At 61.9% G+C, this 18,851-nt stretch carries 14 protein-coding genes; all 14 read right to left on the minus strand.

Annotated elements, in window-relative coordinates; genetic code table 11:
* Positions 1 to 2: 2 nt before the first annotated feature.
* Entirely contained in the window at positions 3 to 842 is an 840-nt protein-coding gene (gene rplB / locus C9E81_RS00965) for a 50S ribosomal protein L2 (protein WP_122110450.1), read from the minus strand.
* A 95-nt stretch (positions 843 to 937) separates the two neighbouring features.
* Complete coding sequence (locus tag C9E81_RS00970; RefSeq protein ID WP_122110451.1) at positions 938 to 1,234, minus strand: 50S ribosomal protein L23; 297 nt, start codon at positions 1,232 to 1,234, stop codon at positions 938 to 940.
* Positions 1,231 to 1,851 (minus strand): 50S ribosomal protein L4, encoded by a 621-nt coding sequence (gene rplD / locus C9E81_RS00975; protein WP_122110452.1) that lies wholly within the window; start codon positions 1,849 to 1,851, stop codon positions 1,231 to 1,233. Before rplD ends, C9E81_RS00970 begins: the two co-directional genes overlap by 4 nt.
* The gene (rplC, locus tag C9E81_RS00980; protein ID WP_122110453.1) at positions 1,851 to 2,729 is read right to left on the minus strand and encodes a 50S ribosomal protein L3; all 879 of its coding nucleotides are present in this window, start codon (positions 2,727 to 2,729) and stop codon (positions 1,851 to 1,853) included. The genes rplD and rplC overlap by 1 nt, the downstream gene beginning before the upstream one ends.
* Positions 2,730 to 2,740: 11 nt before the next feature.
* Positions 2,741 to 3,049 carry a 30S ribosomal protein S10 gene (gene rpsJ / locus C9E81_RS00985; protein WP_042247848.1) on the minus strand — a complete coding sequence of 103 codons (309 nt, stop codon included), beginning with the start codon at positions 3,047 to 3,049 and terminating at the stop codon, positions 2,741 to 2,743.
* Between the two features lie 189 nt (positions 3,050 to 3,238).
* The gene (gene tuf / locus C9E81_RS00990; protein ID WP_122110454.1) at positions 3,239 to 4,414 is read right to left on the minus strand and encodes an elongation factor Tu; all 1,176 of its coding nucleotides are present in this window, start codon (positions 4,412 to 4,414) and stop codon (positions 3,239 to 3,241) included.
* A gap of 48 nt (positions 4,415 to 4,462) precedes the next feature.
* The gene (gene fusA / locus C9E81_RS00995) at positions 4,463 to 6,586 is read right to left on the minus strand and encodes an elongation factor G (protein ID WP_122110455.1); all 2,124 of its coding nucleotides are present in this window, start codon (positions 6,584 to 6,586) and stop codon (positions 4,463 to 4,465) included.
* 18 nt (positions 6,587 to 6,604) lie between these two features.
* On the minus strand, positions 6,605 to 7,075 hold the full coding sequence (rpsG, locus tag C9E81_RS01000) for a 30S ribosomal protein S7 (RefSeq protein ID WP_122110456.1): 471 nt from the start codon (positions 7,073 to 7,075) through the stop codon (positions 6,605 to 6,607).
* Between the two features lie 12 nt (positions 7,076 to 7,087).
* Positions 7,088 to 7,459: a 30S ribosomal protein S12 gene (rpsL, locus tag C9E81_RS01005; protein WP_042252808.1), complete on the minus strand. Its 372-nt coding sequence runs from the start codon at positions 7,457 to 7,459 to the stop codon at positions 7,088 to 7,090.
* Positions 7,460 to 7,753: 294 nt separating this feature from the next.
* The gene (locus C9E81_RS01010) at positions 7,754 to 8,563 is read right to left on the minus strand and encodes a glycosyltransferase (RefSeq protein WP_122110457.1); all 810 of its coding nucleotides are present in this window, start codon (positions 8,561 to 8,563) and stop codon (positions 7,754 to 7,756) included.
* A gap of 106 nt (positions 8,564 to 8,669) precedes the next feature.
* Positions 8,670 to 9,608, minus strand: a complete 939-nt coding sequence (locus C9E81_RS01015; RefSeq protein ID WP_122110458.1) for a DMT family transporter — start codon at positions 9,606 to 9,608, stop codon at positions 8,670 to 8,672.
* Between the two features lie 153 nt (positions 9,609 to 9,761).
* A complete protein-coding gene (rpoC, locus tag C9E81_RS01020) occupies positions 9,762 to 13,991 on the minus strand; it encodes a DNA-directed RNA polymerase subunit beta' (protein WP_122110459.1) in 4,230 nt (1,409 codons plus the stop codon).
* 50 nt (positions 13,992 to 14,041) lie between these two features.
* Positions 14,042 to 18,187 carry a DNA-directed RNA polymerase subunit beta gene (rpoB, locus tag C9E81_RS01025; RefSeq protein ID WP_122110460.1) on the minus strand — a complete coding sequence of 1,382 codons (4,146 nt, stop codon included), beginning with the start codon at positions 18,185 to 18,187 and terminating at the stop codon, positions 14,042 to 14,044.
* Positions 18,188 to 18,427: 240 nt separating this feature from the next.
* Entirely contained in the window at positions 18,428 to 18,805 is a 378-nt protein-coding gene (gene rplL, locus C9E81_RS01030) for a 50S ribosomal protein L7/L12 (RefSeq protein ID WP_122110461.1), read from the minus strand.
* Between the last annotated feature and the right edge of the window lie 46 nt (positions 18,806 to 18,851).

The following is an 18,851-nucleotide window of genomic DNA, read 5'->3' on the forward strand; positions in this document are numbered from 1 at the left end:
ACTTAACGCCCCTTCTTCTTCGCGTGACGCGACCGCAGGATATACTTGTCGGTCGACTTGTTGCTGCGGGTCTTCTTGCCCTTGGTGTCCTTGCCCCAGGGCGTGACCGGCGTGCGGCCACCCGAGGTCCGGCCCTCACCACCACCATGCGGGTGGTCGATCGGGTTCATGACGACACCGCGGACAGAGGGACGGATGCCCTTGTGGCGGTTGCGGCCGGCCTTGCCGATATTCTGGTTGGAATGGTCGGCATTCGACACGGCGCCGATGGTCGCCATGCATTCCTGGCGGACCATCCGCAATTCACCCGAGGACAGGCGGATCTGGGCATAGCCACCGTCGCGGCCCACGAACTGGGCATAGGTGCCGGCGGAACGCGCGATCTGACCGCCCTTGCCGGGCTTCAGCTCGACATTATGGACGATGGTGCCGATCGGCATGCCGCTGAAGGGCATGGCGTTGCCGGGCTTCACGTCGACCTTGCTGCTGGCAACGATCTTGTCGCCCACGGCCAGACGCTGCGGCGCGAGGATATAGGCGCGCTCGCCGTCCTCATAGGAAACCAGCGCGATGAAGGCGGTCCGGTTGGGATCGTATTCGATCCGCTCGACCACGGCGGTCACGTCGAACTTGTTGCGCTTGAAATCGACGATGCGATACAGGCGCTTTGCCCCGCCGCCCTTGCGGCGCATGGTGATCCGTCCGGTGTTGTTCCGTCCGCCCTTCTTGGTCAGACCCTCGGTGAGGGATTTGACCGGACGACCTTTCCAAAGCTCCGAACGGTCGATCAGAACCAGCCCGCGCTGGCCAGGCGTCGTCGGTTTATACGACTTCAATGCCATCTTTCTGTCTTCCGTCGCTTTGGACCGAATTGGTCCGTTTCAATCAAAAAACGCGCGGCCCCGGTTATCCGGGGCCGCAGATTCGCAGCCTATTATCAGAGTCCCGTCGAGACGTCGATAGTGTTCCCCTCCTCGAGGGTCACATAGGCCTTCTTCACATCGCTCCGGCGGCCAAGCTGGCCACGGAAACGTTTCTGCTTGCCCTTGGTGATGGTGGTGTTCACCGCCTTCACCTTGACGCCGAACAGCGCCTCGACCGCTTCCTTGATCTGCGGCTTGGTGGCGTCATTCGTCACCTGGAAGACAACACCGTTGTTTTCCGAGGTCAGCGTGGCCTTTTCGGTGATCACCGGCTTGACGATCACATCGTAATGTTCGGGTTTCGCGCTCATTTCAGGCGAGCCTCCAGAGCTTCGACACCCGCCCGCGTGATGACCAGGGTATCACGCTTGAGGATGTCATAGACATTGGCGCCCATCGACGGCAGGACATCCACGCCCTCGATGTTGCGCGCGGCGCGGGCGAAGCCTTCGTTGACCTCGGCACCATCGATCACCAGCACGCGCTTCCAGCCGTTTTCCTTGACGGCCTTGGCGACGGCAGCGGTCTTGGCATCGGCGAGGTTCAGATCCTCGACGACCACCAGCTCGCCCGCCGTGGCTTTCGCCGAAAGCGCATGTTTCAGGCCCAGGGCCCGCACCTTCTTGGGCAGGTCAAAGGCATGGCTGCGCGGGGTCGGGCCCTTGTAGACGCCACCCTTGCGGAAGATCGGCGCCTTGCGGCTGCCGTGACGTGCGCCACCGGTGCCCTTCTGGCGATAGATCTTCTTGGTCGAGTAGCTGACTTCCGACTTGGTCAGCACCGAATGGGTGCCGGCCTGAGCCTTGGCACGCTGCCAGCGAACCACGCGCTGCAAGAGATCGCCGCGCGGTTCCAGCCCGAAGACCTCGTCGCTCAGATCGATCGACCCGGCCTTGCCCGAGTCCAGTTTGATCACATCGAGTTTCATCACTTGTCTCCTTCGGGCGCGGAGTCGTCAGATGCAGCCTCGCCACCTTCGGCCTTCTCGGCCTCGATCGAAGCTTCCGCTTCTTTCAGCGCGGCCTCTTCGGCGGCGGCGGCCTCGGCTTCGGCGGCCTTGCGGGCGGCTTCTTCCTCGGCTGCAGCAGCAGCGGCGGCCTCCTCGGCCAGGCGCTTGGCCTCTTCGGCGGCGGATTTCAGCGCGGCGGGGAAGATCGCGTTCTCGGGCAGGGCCTTCTTGACCGCGTCCTTGATCGTGACCCAGCCACCCTTGGAGCCGGGAACCGAGCCCTTGACCATGATCAGGCCGCGATCGGCGTCGGTGCGAACGACCTGCAGATTCTGCGTGGTCACGCGGGCAGCGCCCATATGACCGGCCATCTTCTTGCCCTTGAACACCTTGCCGGGGTCCTGGCACTGGCCGGTCGAACCGTGGCTGCGGTGGCTGATCGACACGCCGTGCGACGCGCGCAGACCGCCGAAATTATGCCGCTTCATCGCACCGGCAAAACCCTTACCGATCGAGGTGCCGGCGATATCAACATACTGACCGGCGAAATAATGGTCAGCCGTGATCTCTTCGCCCACCTTGATCAGGTTTTCCTCGGCCACGCGGAATTCCGCGATCTTGCGCTTGGGCGCGACCGAAGCTTTGGCGAAATGGCCGCGCATCGCGGCGGTGGTCCGCTTGGCCTTGGCAGTGCCGGCACCCAGCTGGACGGCGGTGTAGCCGTCACGCTCGACCGTGCGCTGGTCCACGACCTGCAGGTTGTCCAGTTGCAGGACTGTCACCGGAACCTGACGGCCATCCTCTAGGAACAGCCGGGTCATGCCCAGTTTCTTGGCGATAACACCAGTACGTAGCATCGAAGCCCCCCTTACACCTTGATCTCGACATCCACGCCGGCGGCGAGGTCGAGTTTCATCAGGGCGTCAACGGTCTGGGGCGTCGGGTCGACGATGTCCAGCAGACGCTTATGCGTGCGGATTTCCCACTGGTCGCGCGATTTCTTGTCGATATGCGGACCGCGCAGGACGGTGAATTTCTCGATCTTGTTCGGCAGCGGAATCGGGCCGCGAACGGTCGCACCGGTGCGCTTGGCCGTGTTGACGATTTCCTGGGTGCTGGCGTCCAGCACGCGGTAATCAAAGGCCTTCAGCCGGATGCGGATATTCTGGCTTTGCATGTCACTTCCCTCTGGTGGGGAGTTTCAGTTGAGAGGCAGACACCGCACCACGCGACGCCTGCTTCGAACCGTTCCAAAAAGGCAGACCGGCGCTTTAACCGCCGGTATGCCCCGATGCAATCCCCTTTTGGGGGAAAATTTTCGCGCGATCCGAAAGCCGCGATCATGCGGCTTTCGGGTCACAGATCATCACTCGATGATCTTCGACACCACGCCTGCGCCGACGGTGCGTCCGCCTTCGCGGATGGCGAAGCGCAGCTTTTCCTCCATCGCGATCGGCGCGATCAGCTCGACCTCGAATTTCAGGTTGTCGCCCGGCATCACCATCTCGGTGCCCTCAGGCAGGTTCACCGTCCCGGTCACATCCGTCGTCCGGAAGTAGAATTGCGGACGGTAGTTCGCAAAGAACGGCGTGTGACGGCCACCCTCTTCCTTGGTCAGGATATAGGCCTCGGCCTCGAACTTCGTATGCGGCTTCACCGAACCCGGCTTGCACAGGACCTGCCCGCGCTCCACGCCGTCGCGCTCGATCCCGCGCAGCAGCGCGCCGATATTGTCGCCGGCCTCACCACGGTCCAGCAGCTTGCGGAACATCTCCACACCCGTGCAGGTGGTCTTCTTGGTGTCGCGGATACCCACGATTTCCAGTTCGTCGCCCACATTCACCGCGCCACGCTCGACGCGGCCGGTCACCACCGTCCCGCGGCCCGAGATCGAGAACACGTCCTCGATCGGCATCAGGAAGGGCTGGTCAACGGCGCGCTCCGGCGTCGGGATATAGTCGTCCACGGCCTTCAGAAGCTCGCGGATCGAGTTCTCGCCGATCTCCGGATCACGGCCCTCCAGCGCCGCAAGCGCCGAGCCCTTCACGATCGGAATGTCGTCGCCGGGATACTCGTAGCTGGTCAGAAGCTCGCGCACTTCCATCTCGACCAGTTCCAGCAGTTCCTCGTCATCCACCTGGTCGACCTTGTTCAGGTAGACCACCATGTAGGGGATGCCCACCTGCCGGCCCAGAAGGATATGCTCGCGCGTCTGCGGCATCGGGCCGTCGGCGGCGTTCACCACCAGGATCGCCCCGTCCATCTGCGCCGCGCCGGTGATCATGTTCTTCACATAGTCGGCATGGCCCGGGCAGTCCACATGCGCATAGTGACGCGTGTCGGTCTCGTATTCCACGTGAGCCGTCGAGATCGTGATCCCACGCGCCTTCTCCTCAGGCGCGCCGTCGATCTGGTCATAGGCGCGGAAATCGCCGAAATACTTCGTGATCGCGGCCGTCAGCGTCGTCTTGCCGTGGTCAACGTGACCAATCGTCCCGATGTTGACGTGCGGTTTCGTCCGTTCAAACTTTGCCTTTGCCATGATTGGCTCCTTTTCGTTCTTGGGTGATGCGCCCGAGGGCGCATCGCATCAGGCGTATTTCTTCTGGATTTCGTCCGAGATGTTCTGCGGAACGGCCTCGTAATGGTCGAACTGCATCGTGAACACCGCACGGCCCGAAGACATCGAGCGCAGGTTGTTGATGTAGCCGAACATATTGGCCAGCGGAACGAAGGCGTCGATGACATTCGCGTTGCCGCGCGAATCCTGCCCGCGAACCATGCCGCGGCGGCTGGTCAAGTCGCCGATGATCGAACCGGTATATTCCTCCGGCGTGACCACCTCGACCTTCATGATCGGCTCCAGCAGTTTCGCACCGGCCTTGCGCAGACCTTCGCGCATGGCGGAACGCGAGGCGATCTCGAAGGCCAGGACCGAGGAGTCGACATCGTGGAACGCGCCGTCGATCAGCGCGACCTTGAAGTCGATCACCGGGAAGCCGGCCAGCGGACCGCTATCCATCACCGACTTGATGCCCTTCTCGACGCCCGGAATATATTCCTTCGGCACCGCACCACCCACGATGCGCGATTCGAAGGAATATCCCTCGCCCGGCTCGGTCGGGGTGATGACCAGCTTGACGCGCGCGAACTGACCGGTACCGCCGGTCTGCTTCTTGTGCGTGTAGTCGATCTCGGCCTCGGACGAGATGGTTTCGCGATAGGCCACCTGCGGCGCACCGATATTCGCCTCGACCTTGAATTCCCGCTTCATGCGGTCGACCAGGATGTCGAGATGGAGTTCGCCCATCCCCTTCATGATCGTCTGGCCCGATTCCAGATCGGTCTCGACGCGGAAGGACGGATCCTCGGCAGCCAGACGCTGCAGAGCCAGGCCCATCTTTTCCTGGTCGGCCTTAGATTTCGGCTCGACCGCAATCTCGATCACCGGGTCCGGGAAGGTCATGGTTTCCAGAACGACCTGCTTGTTCACATCCGACAGCGTATCGCCCGTGGTGGTCTCTTTCAGGCCGGCCAGCGCGATGATGTCGCCCGCGAACGCCTCTTCGATCTCAGAGCGGCTGTTCGAGTGCATCATCATCATCCGGCCGATGCGCTCGCGCTTGCCCTTGGTCGAGTTGATGATCGAATCGCCTTTCTTCAGCAGGCCGGAATAGATCCGCGTGAAGGTCAGCGAGCCGACGAAGGGGTCGTTCATGATCTTGAAGGCCAGCGCCGAGAACGGCTCCGCATCATCGGCATGACGCGCGATATTGCGGGTTTCCGTCTCGTCATCGGGCGAGAAGCCCATATAGGCCGGCACGTCCAGCGGCGAAGGCAGGAAGTCGATGACCGAGTTGAGCAGCGGTTGCACACCCTTGTTCTTGAAGGCGGAACCTGCGGTGACCGGGAAGAAGTCCAGTGCCAGCGTGCCCTTGCGGATCAGCTTGCGCAGGGTTTCCTCGTCGGGCTCGTTGCCTTCGAGATAGGCTTCCATCGCATCATCGTCCTGCTCGACGGCAAGCTCGATCATGTTGTTGCGCCACTCTTCGGCCACGTCCTTGAGTTCGTCGCGGATCGGCTGACGAACCCAGCTTGCGCCAAGATCCTCGCCCTGCCAGACCCATTCTTCCATCTTGATCAGGTCGACGATGCCTTCGAGATTGTCCTCGGCGCCGATCGGCAGTGCAATCGGGCAAGGCGTGCCGCCGGTGCGGTCCTTGATCATGCGGACGCAGTTGAAGAAATCCGCGCCGATCTTGTCCATCTTGTTGACGAAGACGATCCGCGGAACCTTGTAGCGGTCGGCCTGGCGCCAGACGGTCTCGGTCTGCGGCTCGACGCCGGCATTGGCGTCCAGCAGGCAGATCGCGCCGTCCAGAACGGCCAGCGAACGCTCCACCTCGATGGTGAAATCGACGTGGCCCGGCGTGTCGATGATGTTGAAGCGGAACTTGGTGTCCGATGTCCCTTCGGTCGTCGGATCCTCCTGACGCTGCCAGAACGTGGTGGTCGCGGCAGACGTGATGGTGATGCCGCGTTCCTGTTCCTGCTCCATCCAGTCCATGGTCGCGGCGCCGTCATGCACTTCGCCGATCTTGTGCGACTTGCCGGTATAGAAAAGGATGCGCTCGGTCGTTGTCGTCTTGCCGGCATCGATGTGAGCCATGATGCCGAAGTTCCGATAACGCTGCAGCGGATATTCGCGTGCCATGGAATGGGTCCTTTCGCTTTACCAGCGGTAATGGCTGAACGCTTTGTTGGCGTCGGCCATCTTGTGGGTGTCTTCGCGTTTCTTGACGGCCGTGCCGCGGCCGTTCACGGCATCGGACAGCTCGCCTGCAAGACGCTCTTCCATCGTGTTCTCGTTGCGGTTCTTGGCCGCGGTGATCAGCCAGCGGATCGCCAGGGCTTCACGACGGGTCGGACGAACCTCGACCGGAACCTGGTAGGTGGCACCGCCGACGCGGCGCGAACGCACCTCGACCGAGGGTTTCACATTGTCGAGGGCCTCGTGGAACACCTCGATCGGCTCGCGCTTGAGGCGCTGTTCGACACGGTCCAGCGCATTGTAGACGATGCGCTCGGCAACCGATTTCTTGCCGTCAACCATCAGGTTGTTCATGAATTTGGTCAGCACACGATCGCCAAACTTGGCGTCGGGCAGGATTTCGCGCTTTTCAGCGGCGTGACGACGGGACATCTGCCTATCTCCTTACTTCGGACGCTTGGCGCCGTATTTCGAACGACGCTGGCGACGATCCTTGACACCCTGGGTATCCAGCACACCGCGCAGGATGTGGTAACGGACGCCCGGAAGGTCTTTCACGCGGCCGCCACGGATCAGCACGACGCTGTGTTCCTGGAGGTTGTGCTTTTCGCCCGGGATGTAAGAGATGACCTCGAAGCCATTCGTCAGGCGGACCTTGGCCACCTTGCGCATAGCGGAGTTAGGCTTTTTCGGCGTCGTGGTATAGACGCGCGTGCAGACACCGCGCTTCTGCGGGCATCCTTGAAGGTGCATCGACTTGCTGCGCTGCACTCTGGGCTGCCGCGGCTTGCGGATCAGCTGTTGAATCGTCGGCATTCGGTTCCCCGTCTTGCTCTGTCAATACTCGCAGCCACCGGCTGCGCCACTTCTCGACGGCATTCCACGCGAATCGTGAAATGCCTAACCCATCCGTCCCCGCATGTCGGGGTGGACAGGAAAATTCCAGAGGATCGGGGCAAACATGGCCCGGATCATGACCACACAGGTTCTGGTACCCGAAACGGAACCCCGCCGGGTGCGGGGCGTATAGGAGGAATCACGGTGACTGTCAACACGGGCCACGGCATCAATTGCAAAAGGAACGGCCGGATCCGGCGCCGATCCGACCCGCTAGGCCGCCACCGCACTTAATCCCTTTTGCAACTGCTCAAGCCTGATGTCAAAGCGGCGTTCCAGCGCGCTCAAATCCCAGTCCACTATATTTTGTTTGGGCAGCCGGAAACTGGTGTCATTGGTTCCGTGCCGCCCGCGCAGATACATGTTGCCGTCGTTCAGGGTCACGGTCGGCATGACGCAATGCAGCCGGTGGTGCCCCCATGTGAACAGGCTGTCGCGGGAATGCGGCGGCAGATACACGGTCTGCCCGCAGGTCAACGCCAGGCTGTCGGTCCTGTAGAGCCGCGCTTCGGAACTATCGGCGTCCAGAATGAAACCCCTTGTATAATCGCAGCTCACCTTTCCGAACCGCTGATAAAGCGGGGCGACAAACTGTTTGAAATCGCTCCGGACACGGCTGATATAGCTTCGCTCCAGCGCATCGTCGTCATCCAGCCGGAACTGCGCGACAATATCGGTGTCCGGCTCCGTGTAACGGTGAAAGGCGGCATTGCAGATTTTCCAGTGCTTGCCGGGCTCGACAAAATCCAATCTGATTGCCGGGCAGCCGCTGACCGCCTCAAGCAACTGGTCCTGCCATTTTTGCGGCATCAGGGTGCTGGCCAGAACCACGAAGATAAAGTCCTGATCGGTTTGCGCCCGTATCGATGGCATAAGCACATGGCGGAACCATGCCATGCGAATCCCCATCCGCCGGTCTTCGAAAATATGGGCGGCGATATCTTCGGACGAGGACAACTGATGCTTGAAGCCCCCTTCGGTCACGAGTGAGAAGCGGCAAACGCCGATAGGTTGTATTTTCATCTTTAATGCTTTGACCTAGAATGGTAAAAATCAAAGAGGCTTGTGCAGCGAAAGATCGGCTGACCCCGGCCGGCCTGTAATCGCCAGATTTCCGACATCCGCGGCCTCACTGCTCTCTCCTCAATTGGGCCTCACGCCAGATGGTGTAGATTCCTGCGCCAACCACCAGTATCGCCCCGGTCCAGGTCCAGATATCCGGCCATTCACCGAATACCAGCAGACCCGCGACAATGGCAACGATCAACGAGGTATAGCGGAATGGCGCGATATAGGAAATCTCCCCTACCCGCATGGCGGCCACCGCCGTCATGTAGCCAACGGTCAGGAAGGCGCCGGCCAGCAGCAAAAGCAGCAGTTGCGAGATGCTCGGAACAATCCAGCCCTGCCCGAGGCTGGCGGCCAGGCCCAGCAATGTCACCGAAATCGCCGCGTAAAAGGCGATGGTGGTGGAACTGACCCCGCGGCCGAATCTTCGCGTCACCAGATCGCGCATCGCCACCAGCGCCACCGACGCCAGGGCGACCAGCGACCAGATGCCGAACGTGCCGCTTCCCGGGCGCAGGATGATCATCACCCCCAGAAGGCCGATCCCGACCGCGCTCATCCGCCGCCAGCCAAGCTGTTCCCCATATAGCAGGGCGGCCCCCAGCATGACCACCAGCGGCAGGGATTGCATCACCGCGGAAAGGTCCCCGATCGCCATGTTCTGCAAGGCGTTCAGGAACAGCACGGTCGAACCGACCTCGCCCAGCACCCTGAGCACCATCGGCATGCGGTCGGGGACGCCGACGCTCAGCCGCAAGCCGCCCTCGCGCATCGCCAGCAGCAGAATTCCCGCCATGACCGCCAATCCCCGCAGGGTGATCGCCTGGTAAAGCGGCATGTCCTGCGTGACGAATTTCATCACCGTGTCGTTGCAGGTGAACCCGATCATCGAAAAGCACATCAATACCGCTCCGCGAAGATTGTCGCCCGGTTGATGTGGCTGGGTTGTGATGGATGCCGGGCTGACCCTGCGGAAAGGCGAAATGATGGGTGTGCGCATGGGCGAATTCCTCCTGCATCGCCCAAGCGTTAGGAGGTCGCTTCTGCCGAGACAAGGGGCAGTTTCGTCCGTTGCCACGGAATGCCGCAGGCAGGCATCCCGAAAGGGAAAAGGCCCGGCGGTCTGCCGGGCCTTCTCGTCATTTCGAACCGATCACTCTTCGGTGCCCGCTTCGGGCATGCCGGCCGGGGCATCGCTTCCTGCCGGTTCCGGCGCGGCCAGTGCCGCGGCGGCTTCGGCCTCGGCACGGCGGGCATCGATCACCTCGTTGTCCCGTTCGGCCGCGATACGGCGCACCCGTGCGGTCGCGCCGCCGGTGCCCGCCGGGATCAGCCGGCCGACGATGACGTTCTCCTTCAGCCCGACCAGCTTGTCGCGCTTGCCCTGGACCGAAGCCTCGGTCAGCACGCGGGTCGTTTCCTGGAACGACGCCGCCGAGATGAAGCTGCGGGTCTGCAGGCTGGCCTTGGTGATGCCCAGAAGGACCGGTTCGCCAATGGCCGGACGGCCGCCGCGCGCCTCGATCTTGGCATTGGCCTCTTCGAACTCGTCGCGCTCGACATGCTCGCCCTTGAGCAGGGTGGTCTCGCCGCTGTCGATGATCTCGATCTTCTGAAGCATCTGGCGAACGATCACCTCGATATGCTTGTCATTGATCTTCACACCCTGCAGACGATAGACGTCCTGCACCTCGTCGATCAGGTAGTCGGCCAGCGCCTCGATCCCCATGATCCGCAGAATGTCATGCGGAGCCGGGTTACCGTCCATGATGTAGTCACCCTTCTGCACGAAGTCGCCTTCCTGCACCGGGATGTGCTTGCCCTTGGGCACCATGTACTCGACCGGCTCAAGACCCTCCTCGGCGGGTTCGATGGCGATGCGGCGCTTGTTCTTGTAGTCCTTGCCAAAGCGCACATAGCCGTCGATCTCGGCAATGATGGCGTGGTCCTTGGGACGGCGCGCCTCGAACAGTTCCGCCACGCGGGGCAGACCCCCGGTGATGTCCTTGGTCCTGGCACCCTCGCGCGGGATACGCGCCACCACGTCGCCCGGACGGATTTCCTGGCCGTCCTCGACCGACAGGATGGCATCCACCGACATCGGATAGCTGACCGGGTTGCCCTGATCGTTGCGAACCGGCTCGCCATCGGCATCCATGATGATGATCTCGGGCTTCAGGTCGCTGCCGCGCGGAGCCGAGCGCCAGTCGGTCACGATCTTCTGCGACATGCCGGTGGCATCGTCGGTCTCGTCCCGGACCGAAAGACCCGAGACCAGATCGACGAACTTGGCCACGCCACCCTTTTCCGCGATGATCGGCAGGGTGTAGGGGTCCCATTCATACAGCTTGGCACCGCGAATGACCCGTTCTCCGGCCTTCACGAACAGCTTGCTGCCATAGAACAGCTTGTGGTTGGCCCGCTCGACGCCCTGATCATCAACGATGACCAGTTGCATGTTGCGTGCCATCACGACCTGCTCGCCATTCGCGTTGGTCAGCACGTTCTCGTTACGGAATTCGACCTTGCCCTCGTGAGACGCGGCCTGGAAGGATTGCTGACCGCCCTGGGCGATACCTCCGATATGGAAGGTCCGCATCGTCAGCTGCGTGCCGGGCTCGCCGATGGACTGGGCAGCGATGATGCCGACGGCCTCGCCGATATTGACCAGCGTGCCGCGGGCCAGGTCGCGGCCATAGCAGAGCGCGCAGACACCATCCTCGGACTCGCAGGTCAGGGCCGAGCGGATGCGGACCGTAAGAACGCCCGCCTGCTCGATCTCGTCGGCCTTGCGTTCGTCGATCAGGTCGCCCGCACGGACGATGATCTCGTCCTCGCCCGGAACCAGCACGTCCTCGGCCGCGACGCGGCCCAGGATCCGCTCGGACAGGGGCGCGATCACCTCGCCATCATTGACGGCCGCCGAAGCGGTGATGGACTGGTCGGTGCCGCAGTCATGCTCGCGGATGATGCAGTCCTGCGCGACATCCACCAGACGTCTGGTCAGATAGCCCGAGTTCGCCGTTTTCAAAGCGGTGTCGGAAAGACCTTTCCGGGCGCCATGGGTCGAGTTGAAATATTCAAGAACGGTCAGACCTTCCTTGAAGTTCGAGATGATCGGCGTCTCGATGATCTCGCCCGAGGGCTTGGCCATCAGGCCGCGCATCCCGCCCAGCTGTTTCATCTGGTTGACCGAGCCACGGGCACCCGAATGCGCCATCATGTAGACGCTGTTCGGTTCCTGCTCGGCGCCGTTCTCGTCCTTCTTGCTGGCCGAGATGGTGGACATCATCGACTCGGTGACGCGGTCGTTGCATTTCGACCAGGCGTCCACGACCTTGTTGTATTTCTCGCCCTGGGTGATGAGGCCGTCCAGATATTGCTGTTCGAACTCTTTCACCTGCTCCTGCACTTCGTCCACGATGGTCCACTTGTTGTCGGGGATCACCATGTCGTCCTTGCCGAAGCTGATCCCGGCGCGGAAGGCTTCACGGAAGCCCATGCCCATGATCTGGTCGCAGAAGATCACCGACTCCTTCTGGCCGCAATAACGGTAGACGGTGTCGATGACATGCTGGACGTCCTTCTTGCGCAGCAGCCGGTTGACCAGTTCGAACGGAGCCTTGGCGTTCATCGGCAGCAGGGCGCCCAAACGGATCCGGCCCGGCGTCGTCTCGAAACGGCGAATGATCTCATTGCCATTCTCGTCGATCTGACGCAGGCGCGCGGTGACCTTGGCATGCAGATGCACCTCACCCGCTGCAAGGGCGTGCTCGACCTCCTCGACATTGGCGAAGACCATGCCCTCGCCCTTCATGCCCTCGCGCTCCATCGAGATGTAGTAGAGGCCAAGGATCATGTCCTGCGACGGCACGATGATCGGCGCACCGTTGGCGGGCGACAGCACGTTGTTCGTGGACATCATCAGGACACGCGCCTCAAGCTGCGCCTCAAGGCTCAGGGGCACGTGAACGGCCATCTGGTCGCCGTCGAAATCGGCGTTGAAGGCCGAGCAGACCAGCGGGTGAAGCTGGATCGCCTTGCCCTCGATCAGGATCGGCTCGAAGGCCTGGATGCCAAGACGGTGCAGCGTCGGCGCACGGTTCAGCAGAACCGGATGCTCGCGGATCACCTCGTCGAGGATGTCCCAGACTTCGGGACGTTCCTTCTCGACCAGCTTTTTCGCCTGCTTGACGGTCGAGGACAGACCCTTCGCCTCAAGCCGCGAATAGATGAACGGCTTGAAGAGTTCGAGCGCCATCTTCTTGGGCAGACCGCATTGATGCAGTTTCAACTCGGGACCGGTCACGATGACCGAACGGCCCGAGAAGTCCACGCGCTTGCCCAGCAGGTTCTGCCGGAAGCGGCCCTGCTTGCCTTTCAGCATGTCCGACAGCGATTTCAGCGGGCGGCGGTTGTTGCCCGTGATCACGCGGCCGCGGCGGCCGTTGTCGAACAGCGCATCGACCGATTCCTGCAGCATCCGCTTTTCGTTGCGGACGATGATATCGGGCGCGCGCAGCTCGATCAGGCGCTTCAGGCGGTTGTTGCGGTTGATGACCCGGCGATACAGGTCGTTCAGGTCGGAGGTCGCGAAACGGCCGCCATCCAGCGGAACCAGCGGACGCAGTTCCGGCGGAATGACCGGCACGACGGTCAGCACCATCCATTCCGGACGGTTGCCGGATTCGAGGAAGCTTTCGACGATCTTCAGCCGCTTGATGATCTTTTTCGGCTTCAACTCGCCGGTGGCCTCTTTCAGGTCCTCGCGCAGCTGTTCAGCCGTCGCCGCCAGATCGATATTGGCCAGCATGGTCCGGATCGCCTCGGCGCCGATATCGGCCTGGAAGGCATCCGCGCCGTAATTGTCCTGCGCGTCGAGATATTCCTCTTCGCTCATCAGCTGCCCATAGGCCAGATCGGTCAGGCCCGGCTCGATGACGACGTAATTCTCGAAATAGAGGATCCGCTCCAGGTCGCGCAGCGTCATGTCCAGCATCAGGCCGATGCGCGAGGGCAGCGACTTGAGGAACCAGATATGCGCGACCGGCGCGGCCAGTTCGATATGGCCCATGCGCTCGCGGCGAACCTTTTGCAGCGTCACCTCGACACCGCATTTCTCGCAGACCAGGCCGCGATACTTCATCCGCTTGTATTTGCCGCAAAGGCATTCGTAATCCTTGATCGGGCCAAAGATACGCGCACAGAACAGCCCGTCACGCTCGGGCTTGAACGTGCGGTAATTGATGGTTTCGGGTTTCTTCACCTCGCCGAAGGACCAGGCCAGAATTTCTTCGGGCGAGGCCAGCGAGATCTTGATTTCGTTGAACTGCCGCGGCGCAGCCAGCGGGTTCAGGGGATTGGTGGCAAGTTCCTGGTTCATTTTCAAATCCTAATGAAGGGTACGGGTCGGACGGGTGAGGGCCTGGGCCCTCACTCGTCTTCCTCCGCATCCAGGAGTTCCATGTTGAGGCCCAGACCCCGGACCTCCTTGACCAGCACGTTGAACGATTCCGGCACCCCGGCCTCGAAATTGTCCTCGCCCTTGACGATGGACTCGTAGACCTTGGTCCGTCCGGCGACGTCGTCCGACTTCACGGTCAGCATTTCCTGCAGGGTATAGGCGGCGCCATAGGCTTCGAGTGCCCAGACCTCCATCTCACCCAAACGCTGCCCGCCGAACTGCGCCTTGCCGCCCAGGGGCTGCTGCGTGACCAGCGAGTAAGGACCGGTCGAGCGGGCATGCATCTTGTCGTCGACAAGGTGATGCAGCTTGAGGATGTATTTCATCCCCACCGTGACCTTGCGCGCGAACTGCTCGCCCGTGCGGCCGTCGAACACGATGGACTGGCCCGAGCTGTCGAAACCGGCTCGCGTCAGCGCATCGTTGATATCCGCCTCCTTGGCGCCATCAAAGACCGGGGTCGCGATGGGCACACCGCTGCGGACCGTGTTCGCATGATCGACAAGCGTGTCGTCATCCATTTCCGCAAAGGTTTCGGCATACATCTCGTCGCCATAGCCGTTCCTGACCGCCTCGCGCACCGGAGTCATGTCGCCATCGCGGCGATAGGCCTCCAATGCCTCGTCGATCTTGATGCCAAGGCCACGCGAAGCCCAACCCATGTGGGTTTCGAGGATCTGGCCGACATTCATCCGCGACGGCACGCCGAGCGGGTTCATCACCAGATCGACCGGAGTCCCGTCCGCAAGGAACGGCATATCCTCCATCGGCACGACCTTGGAGACGACACCCTTGTTGCCGTGACGGCCGGCCATCTTGTCGCCCGCCTGAAGCTTGCGCTTCACGGCGACGAACACCTTGACCATCTTCATCACGCCCGGCGGCAGATCATCGCCCTGGCGGACCTTTTCGACCTTGTCCTCGAAACGGGCCTCCAGCAGCTTCTTCTGGCTGTCATATTGCTGGTTCAGCGCCTCGACTTCCTTGGCGATCTCTTCCTCGCTGACGGCAAGCTGCCACCACTGGCCACGGCTCAGGGTGCCCAGCAATTCCTCAGTGATCTCGGAATTCGCCTTGACGCCTTTCGGCCCCTTGACGGCGACCTTGCCCATGATCAGCGATTTCAGGCGCGCATAGATGTTGCGGTCGAGGATCGCCTGCTCGTCGTCCCGGTCACGGGCCAGACGCTCGACTTCCTCGCGCTCGATCTGCAGCGCGCGCTCGTCCTTGTCGACGCCGTGGCGGTTGAACACCCGGACCTCGACAATCGTGCCATAAGCGCCGGGCGGCAGGCGCAGCGACGTGTCACGGACATCCGAAGCCTTCTCGCCGAAGATGGCGCGGAGCAGTTTTTCCTCCGGCGTCATCGGGCTTTCGCCCTTGGGCGTGATCTTGCCCACCAGGATATCGCCCGGCCCGACTTCGGCACCGATATAGACGATGCCCGCCTCGTCCAGGTTGCGCAGCGCCTCTTCGCCGACATTGGGGATGTCGCGGGTGATTTCCTCGGGCCCCAGCTTGGTGTCGCGCGCCGCAACCTCGTATTCGTCGATATGGATCGAGGTGAACACGTCGTCGCGGTGGATCCGCTCGGAGATCAGGATCGAGTCCTCGTAGTTGTAGCCGTTCCAGGGCATGAAGGCGACGACCACGTTGCGGCCGATGGCCAGTTCTCCCTGATCGGTCGAGGGACCGTCGGCGATGACCTGGCCGCCCACGACCTTTTCGCCCACCTTGACCAGCGGGCGCTGGTTGATGGTCGAGGACTGGTTCGAGCGCTTGAACTTGCGCAGGCGATAGATGTCCACGCCCGCATCGCCCGAGCCCAGATCCTCGGTCGCCCGGACAACGATCCGCTGCGCATCGACCTGGTCGATGATCCCGCCACGGCGCGCCATGATCGCGGCGCCCGAGTCGCGGGCCACGATGGCCTCCATCCCGGTGCCGACGAAAGGCGCCTCGGCACGCAGGAGCGGCACGGCCTGACGCTGCATGTTCGAGCCCATCAGCGCGCGGTTGGCGTCGTCGTTTTCCAGGAAGGGGATCAGCGCGGCAGCGACCGAGACCAGCTGTTTCGGCGACACGTCGATCAGATCGACGGCATCGACCGGGTTCAGCATGAAGTCACCGGCCTGGCGGGTGCTGACCAGTTCCTGCACGAAACGGCCATCCTCGTCCAGTTCGGCATTGGCCTGGGCGACGGTATGGCGCATTTCCTCGGTGGCCGACATATAGACGACCTCGTCGGTGACCTTGCCATCCTCGACCTTGCGGTAGGGGGTCTCGATAAAGCCGTATTTGTTCACGCGGGCAAAGGTGGCCAGCGAGTTGATAAGGCCGATATTCTGACCTTCCGGCGTCTCGATCGGGCACATCCGGCCGTAATGGGTCGGGTGCACGTCGCGAACCTCGAAGCCCGCGCGCTCACGGGTCAGACCGCCCGGCCCAAGCGCCGACAGGCGGCGCTTATGCGTCACCTCGGACAGCGGGTTGGTCTGGTCCATGAATTGCGACAGCTGCGAGGAACCGAAGAATTCGCGCACCGCGGCCGCGGCAGGTTTGGCGTTGATCAGGTCCTGCGGCATGACGGTGTCGATCTCGGTCTGCGACATGCGCTCGCGGATTGCACGTTCCATCCGCAGCAGGCCGACGCGATACTGGTTTTCCATCAACTCGCCGACCGAACGCACCCGGCGGTTGCCCAGATGGTCGATATCGTCGATCTCGCCCTTACCGTCGCGCAGTTCGACCAGATCGCGCACACAGGCCACGATATCCTCGGGGCGCAGGGTCCGCTGCGTATCGGGCGCGTCCAGATCGAGACGCATGTTCATCTTGACCCGGCCGACAGCCGAAAGGTCGTAACGCTCGGAATCGAAGAACAGGCTGTCGAACAGGTTCGAGGCGGCCTCGACGGTGGGCGGCTCGCCCGGACGCATGACGCGATAGATATCCATCAGCGCCTGCTCGCGGTTCATGTTCTTGTCCGCGGCCATGGTATTGCGGATATACGGGCCAACATTGACATGATCGATGTCGAGAACCGGGATATCGGTCACGCCATTGTCCAGCAGGGTCTTCAGCAGCCCGCCGCTCAGGTCGCCTTCCTTGTCGTATTCCGCCGTGATCTCGTCCCCGGCCTCGGCATAGATGAAGCCGGTTTCCTCGTTGATGATGTCCTTGGCGACAAAGCGGCCGATGATCCGGTCGAAGGGCACCAGCAGGTTCACCTGCTCGCCCGTTTCCAGCAATTGCTTGACCAGGCGCGGCGTCACCTTGTCGCCCGCCTTGGTGATGACCTCGCCGGTATCGGCATTCACCAGGTCATAGGACGGACGGGTGCCGCGCACGCGCTCGGGGAAGAAACGCGTGACCCAGCCCTGCTCGCGCCCGTTCTTGCGCAAGCTGTAATCAACGGTCTCATAGAAGGCATCCATGATGCCCTCCTGATCCATGCCAAGCGCATAGAGCAGCGTCGTCACCGGCAGCTTGCGGCGGCGGTCGATGCGGGCAAAGACCAGATCCTTGGCGTCGAATTCGAAGTCCAGCCAGCTTCCGCGATATGGGATGATGCGGCAGGCGAACAGCAGCTTGCCCGAGGAATGGGTCTTGCCGCGGTCATGGTCGAAGAACACGCCGGGGCTGCGGTGCATCTGGCTGACCACGACACGCTCGGTCCCGTTCACGATGAATGTGCCGTTCTGCGTCATCAGGGGCATGTCGCCCATGAAGACGTCCTGCTCCTTGATGTCCTTGACCGAACGCGCGCCGGTATTCTCGTCGACATCGAACACGATCAGACGCAGCGTCACCTTCAGCGGAGCCGCATAGGTCATGTCGCGCTGCTGGCATTCCTCGACATCGTATTTCGGACGTTCCAGATCGTATTTCACGAATTCCAGCGTCGCCGTCTCGTTGAAGTCCTTGATCGGGAACACCGACTGGAAGACGCCCTGAATGCCCTCGCCGTCATTGTGGCCGTCGCCCTCGCCCGACTTGAGGAACAACTCATATGAAGATTTCTGAACCTCGATCAGGTTCGGCATCTCCAGAACTTCGCGGATGTTGCCGTAATAGCGCCGGATACGCTTCTGGCCGACATAGGATTGCGCCATGGGATCTTGTCACCTTTCGTCTTCGCGCGCGTCCCGGGTCGGGGCCCCCGAGGCGCGGCCTACGAATGCAGGGATGAGGTTCCATACTTGCCGCCCGTCCCACCGCGCAGCGCCCGAACCCCGAACATGCCCTGAAGGAAGGTCTGACGTAGCGTCAACAAAGACCGTCCTTCAAGACAGGTTCGGCAGGGACCGGGAAATCCCGGACCCTGCCCTTTCTCGATCAGCCGGACAGGCCGATTACTTCAGTTCAACCTTGGCACCAGCCGCCTCGAGCTTTTTCTTCATCTCTTCGGCTTCTTCCTTGTTGGCGCCTTCCTTGATCTTGCCGCCGGCTTCGACCAGGTCCTTGGCTTCCTTCAGGCCCAGGCCGGTGATGCCGCGCACTTCCTTGATTACATTGATCTTGCTGGCACCGGCTTCGACCAGAACAACGTCGAACTCGGTCTTTTCTTCAGCAGCGGCGGCGTCGCCACCGGCAGCCGGACCGGCCATCATCACCGCGCCGCCAGCGGCGGGCTCGATGCCGTATTCGTCTTTCAGGATGGTTTTCAGTTCCTGGGCTTCCAGCAGGGTCAGGCCCACGATTTCTTCGGCGAGTTTTTTCAGATCAGCCATTTTTCCGTTCTTTCAGTTAGTGTTCCAACGTCGGGTATTCAACCAC

Source organism: Paracoccus alkanivorans (assembly GCF_003697785.1).
Lineage (GTDB): Bacteria > Pseudomonadota > Alphaproteobacteria > Rhodobacterales > Rhodobacteraceae > Paracoccus > Paracoccus alkanivorans.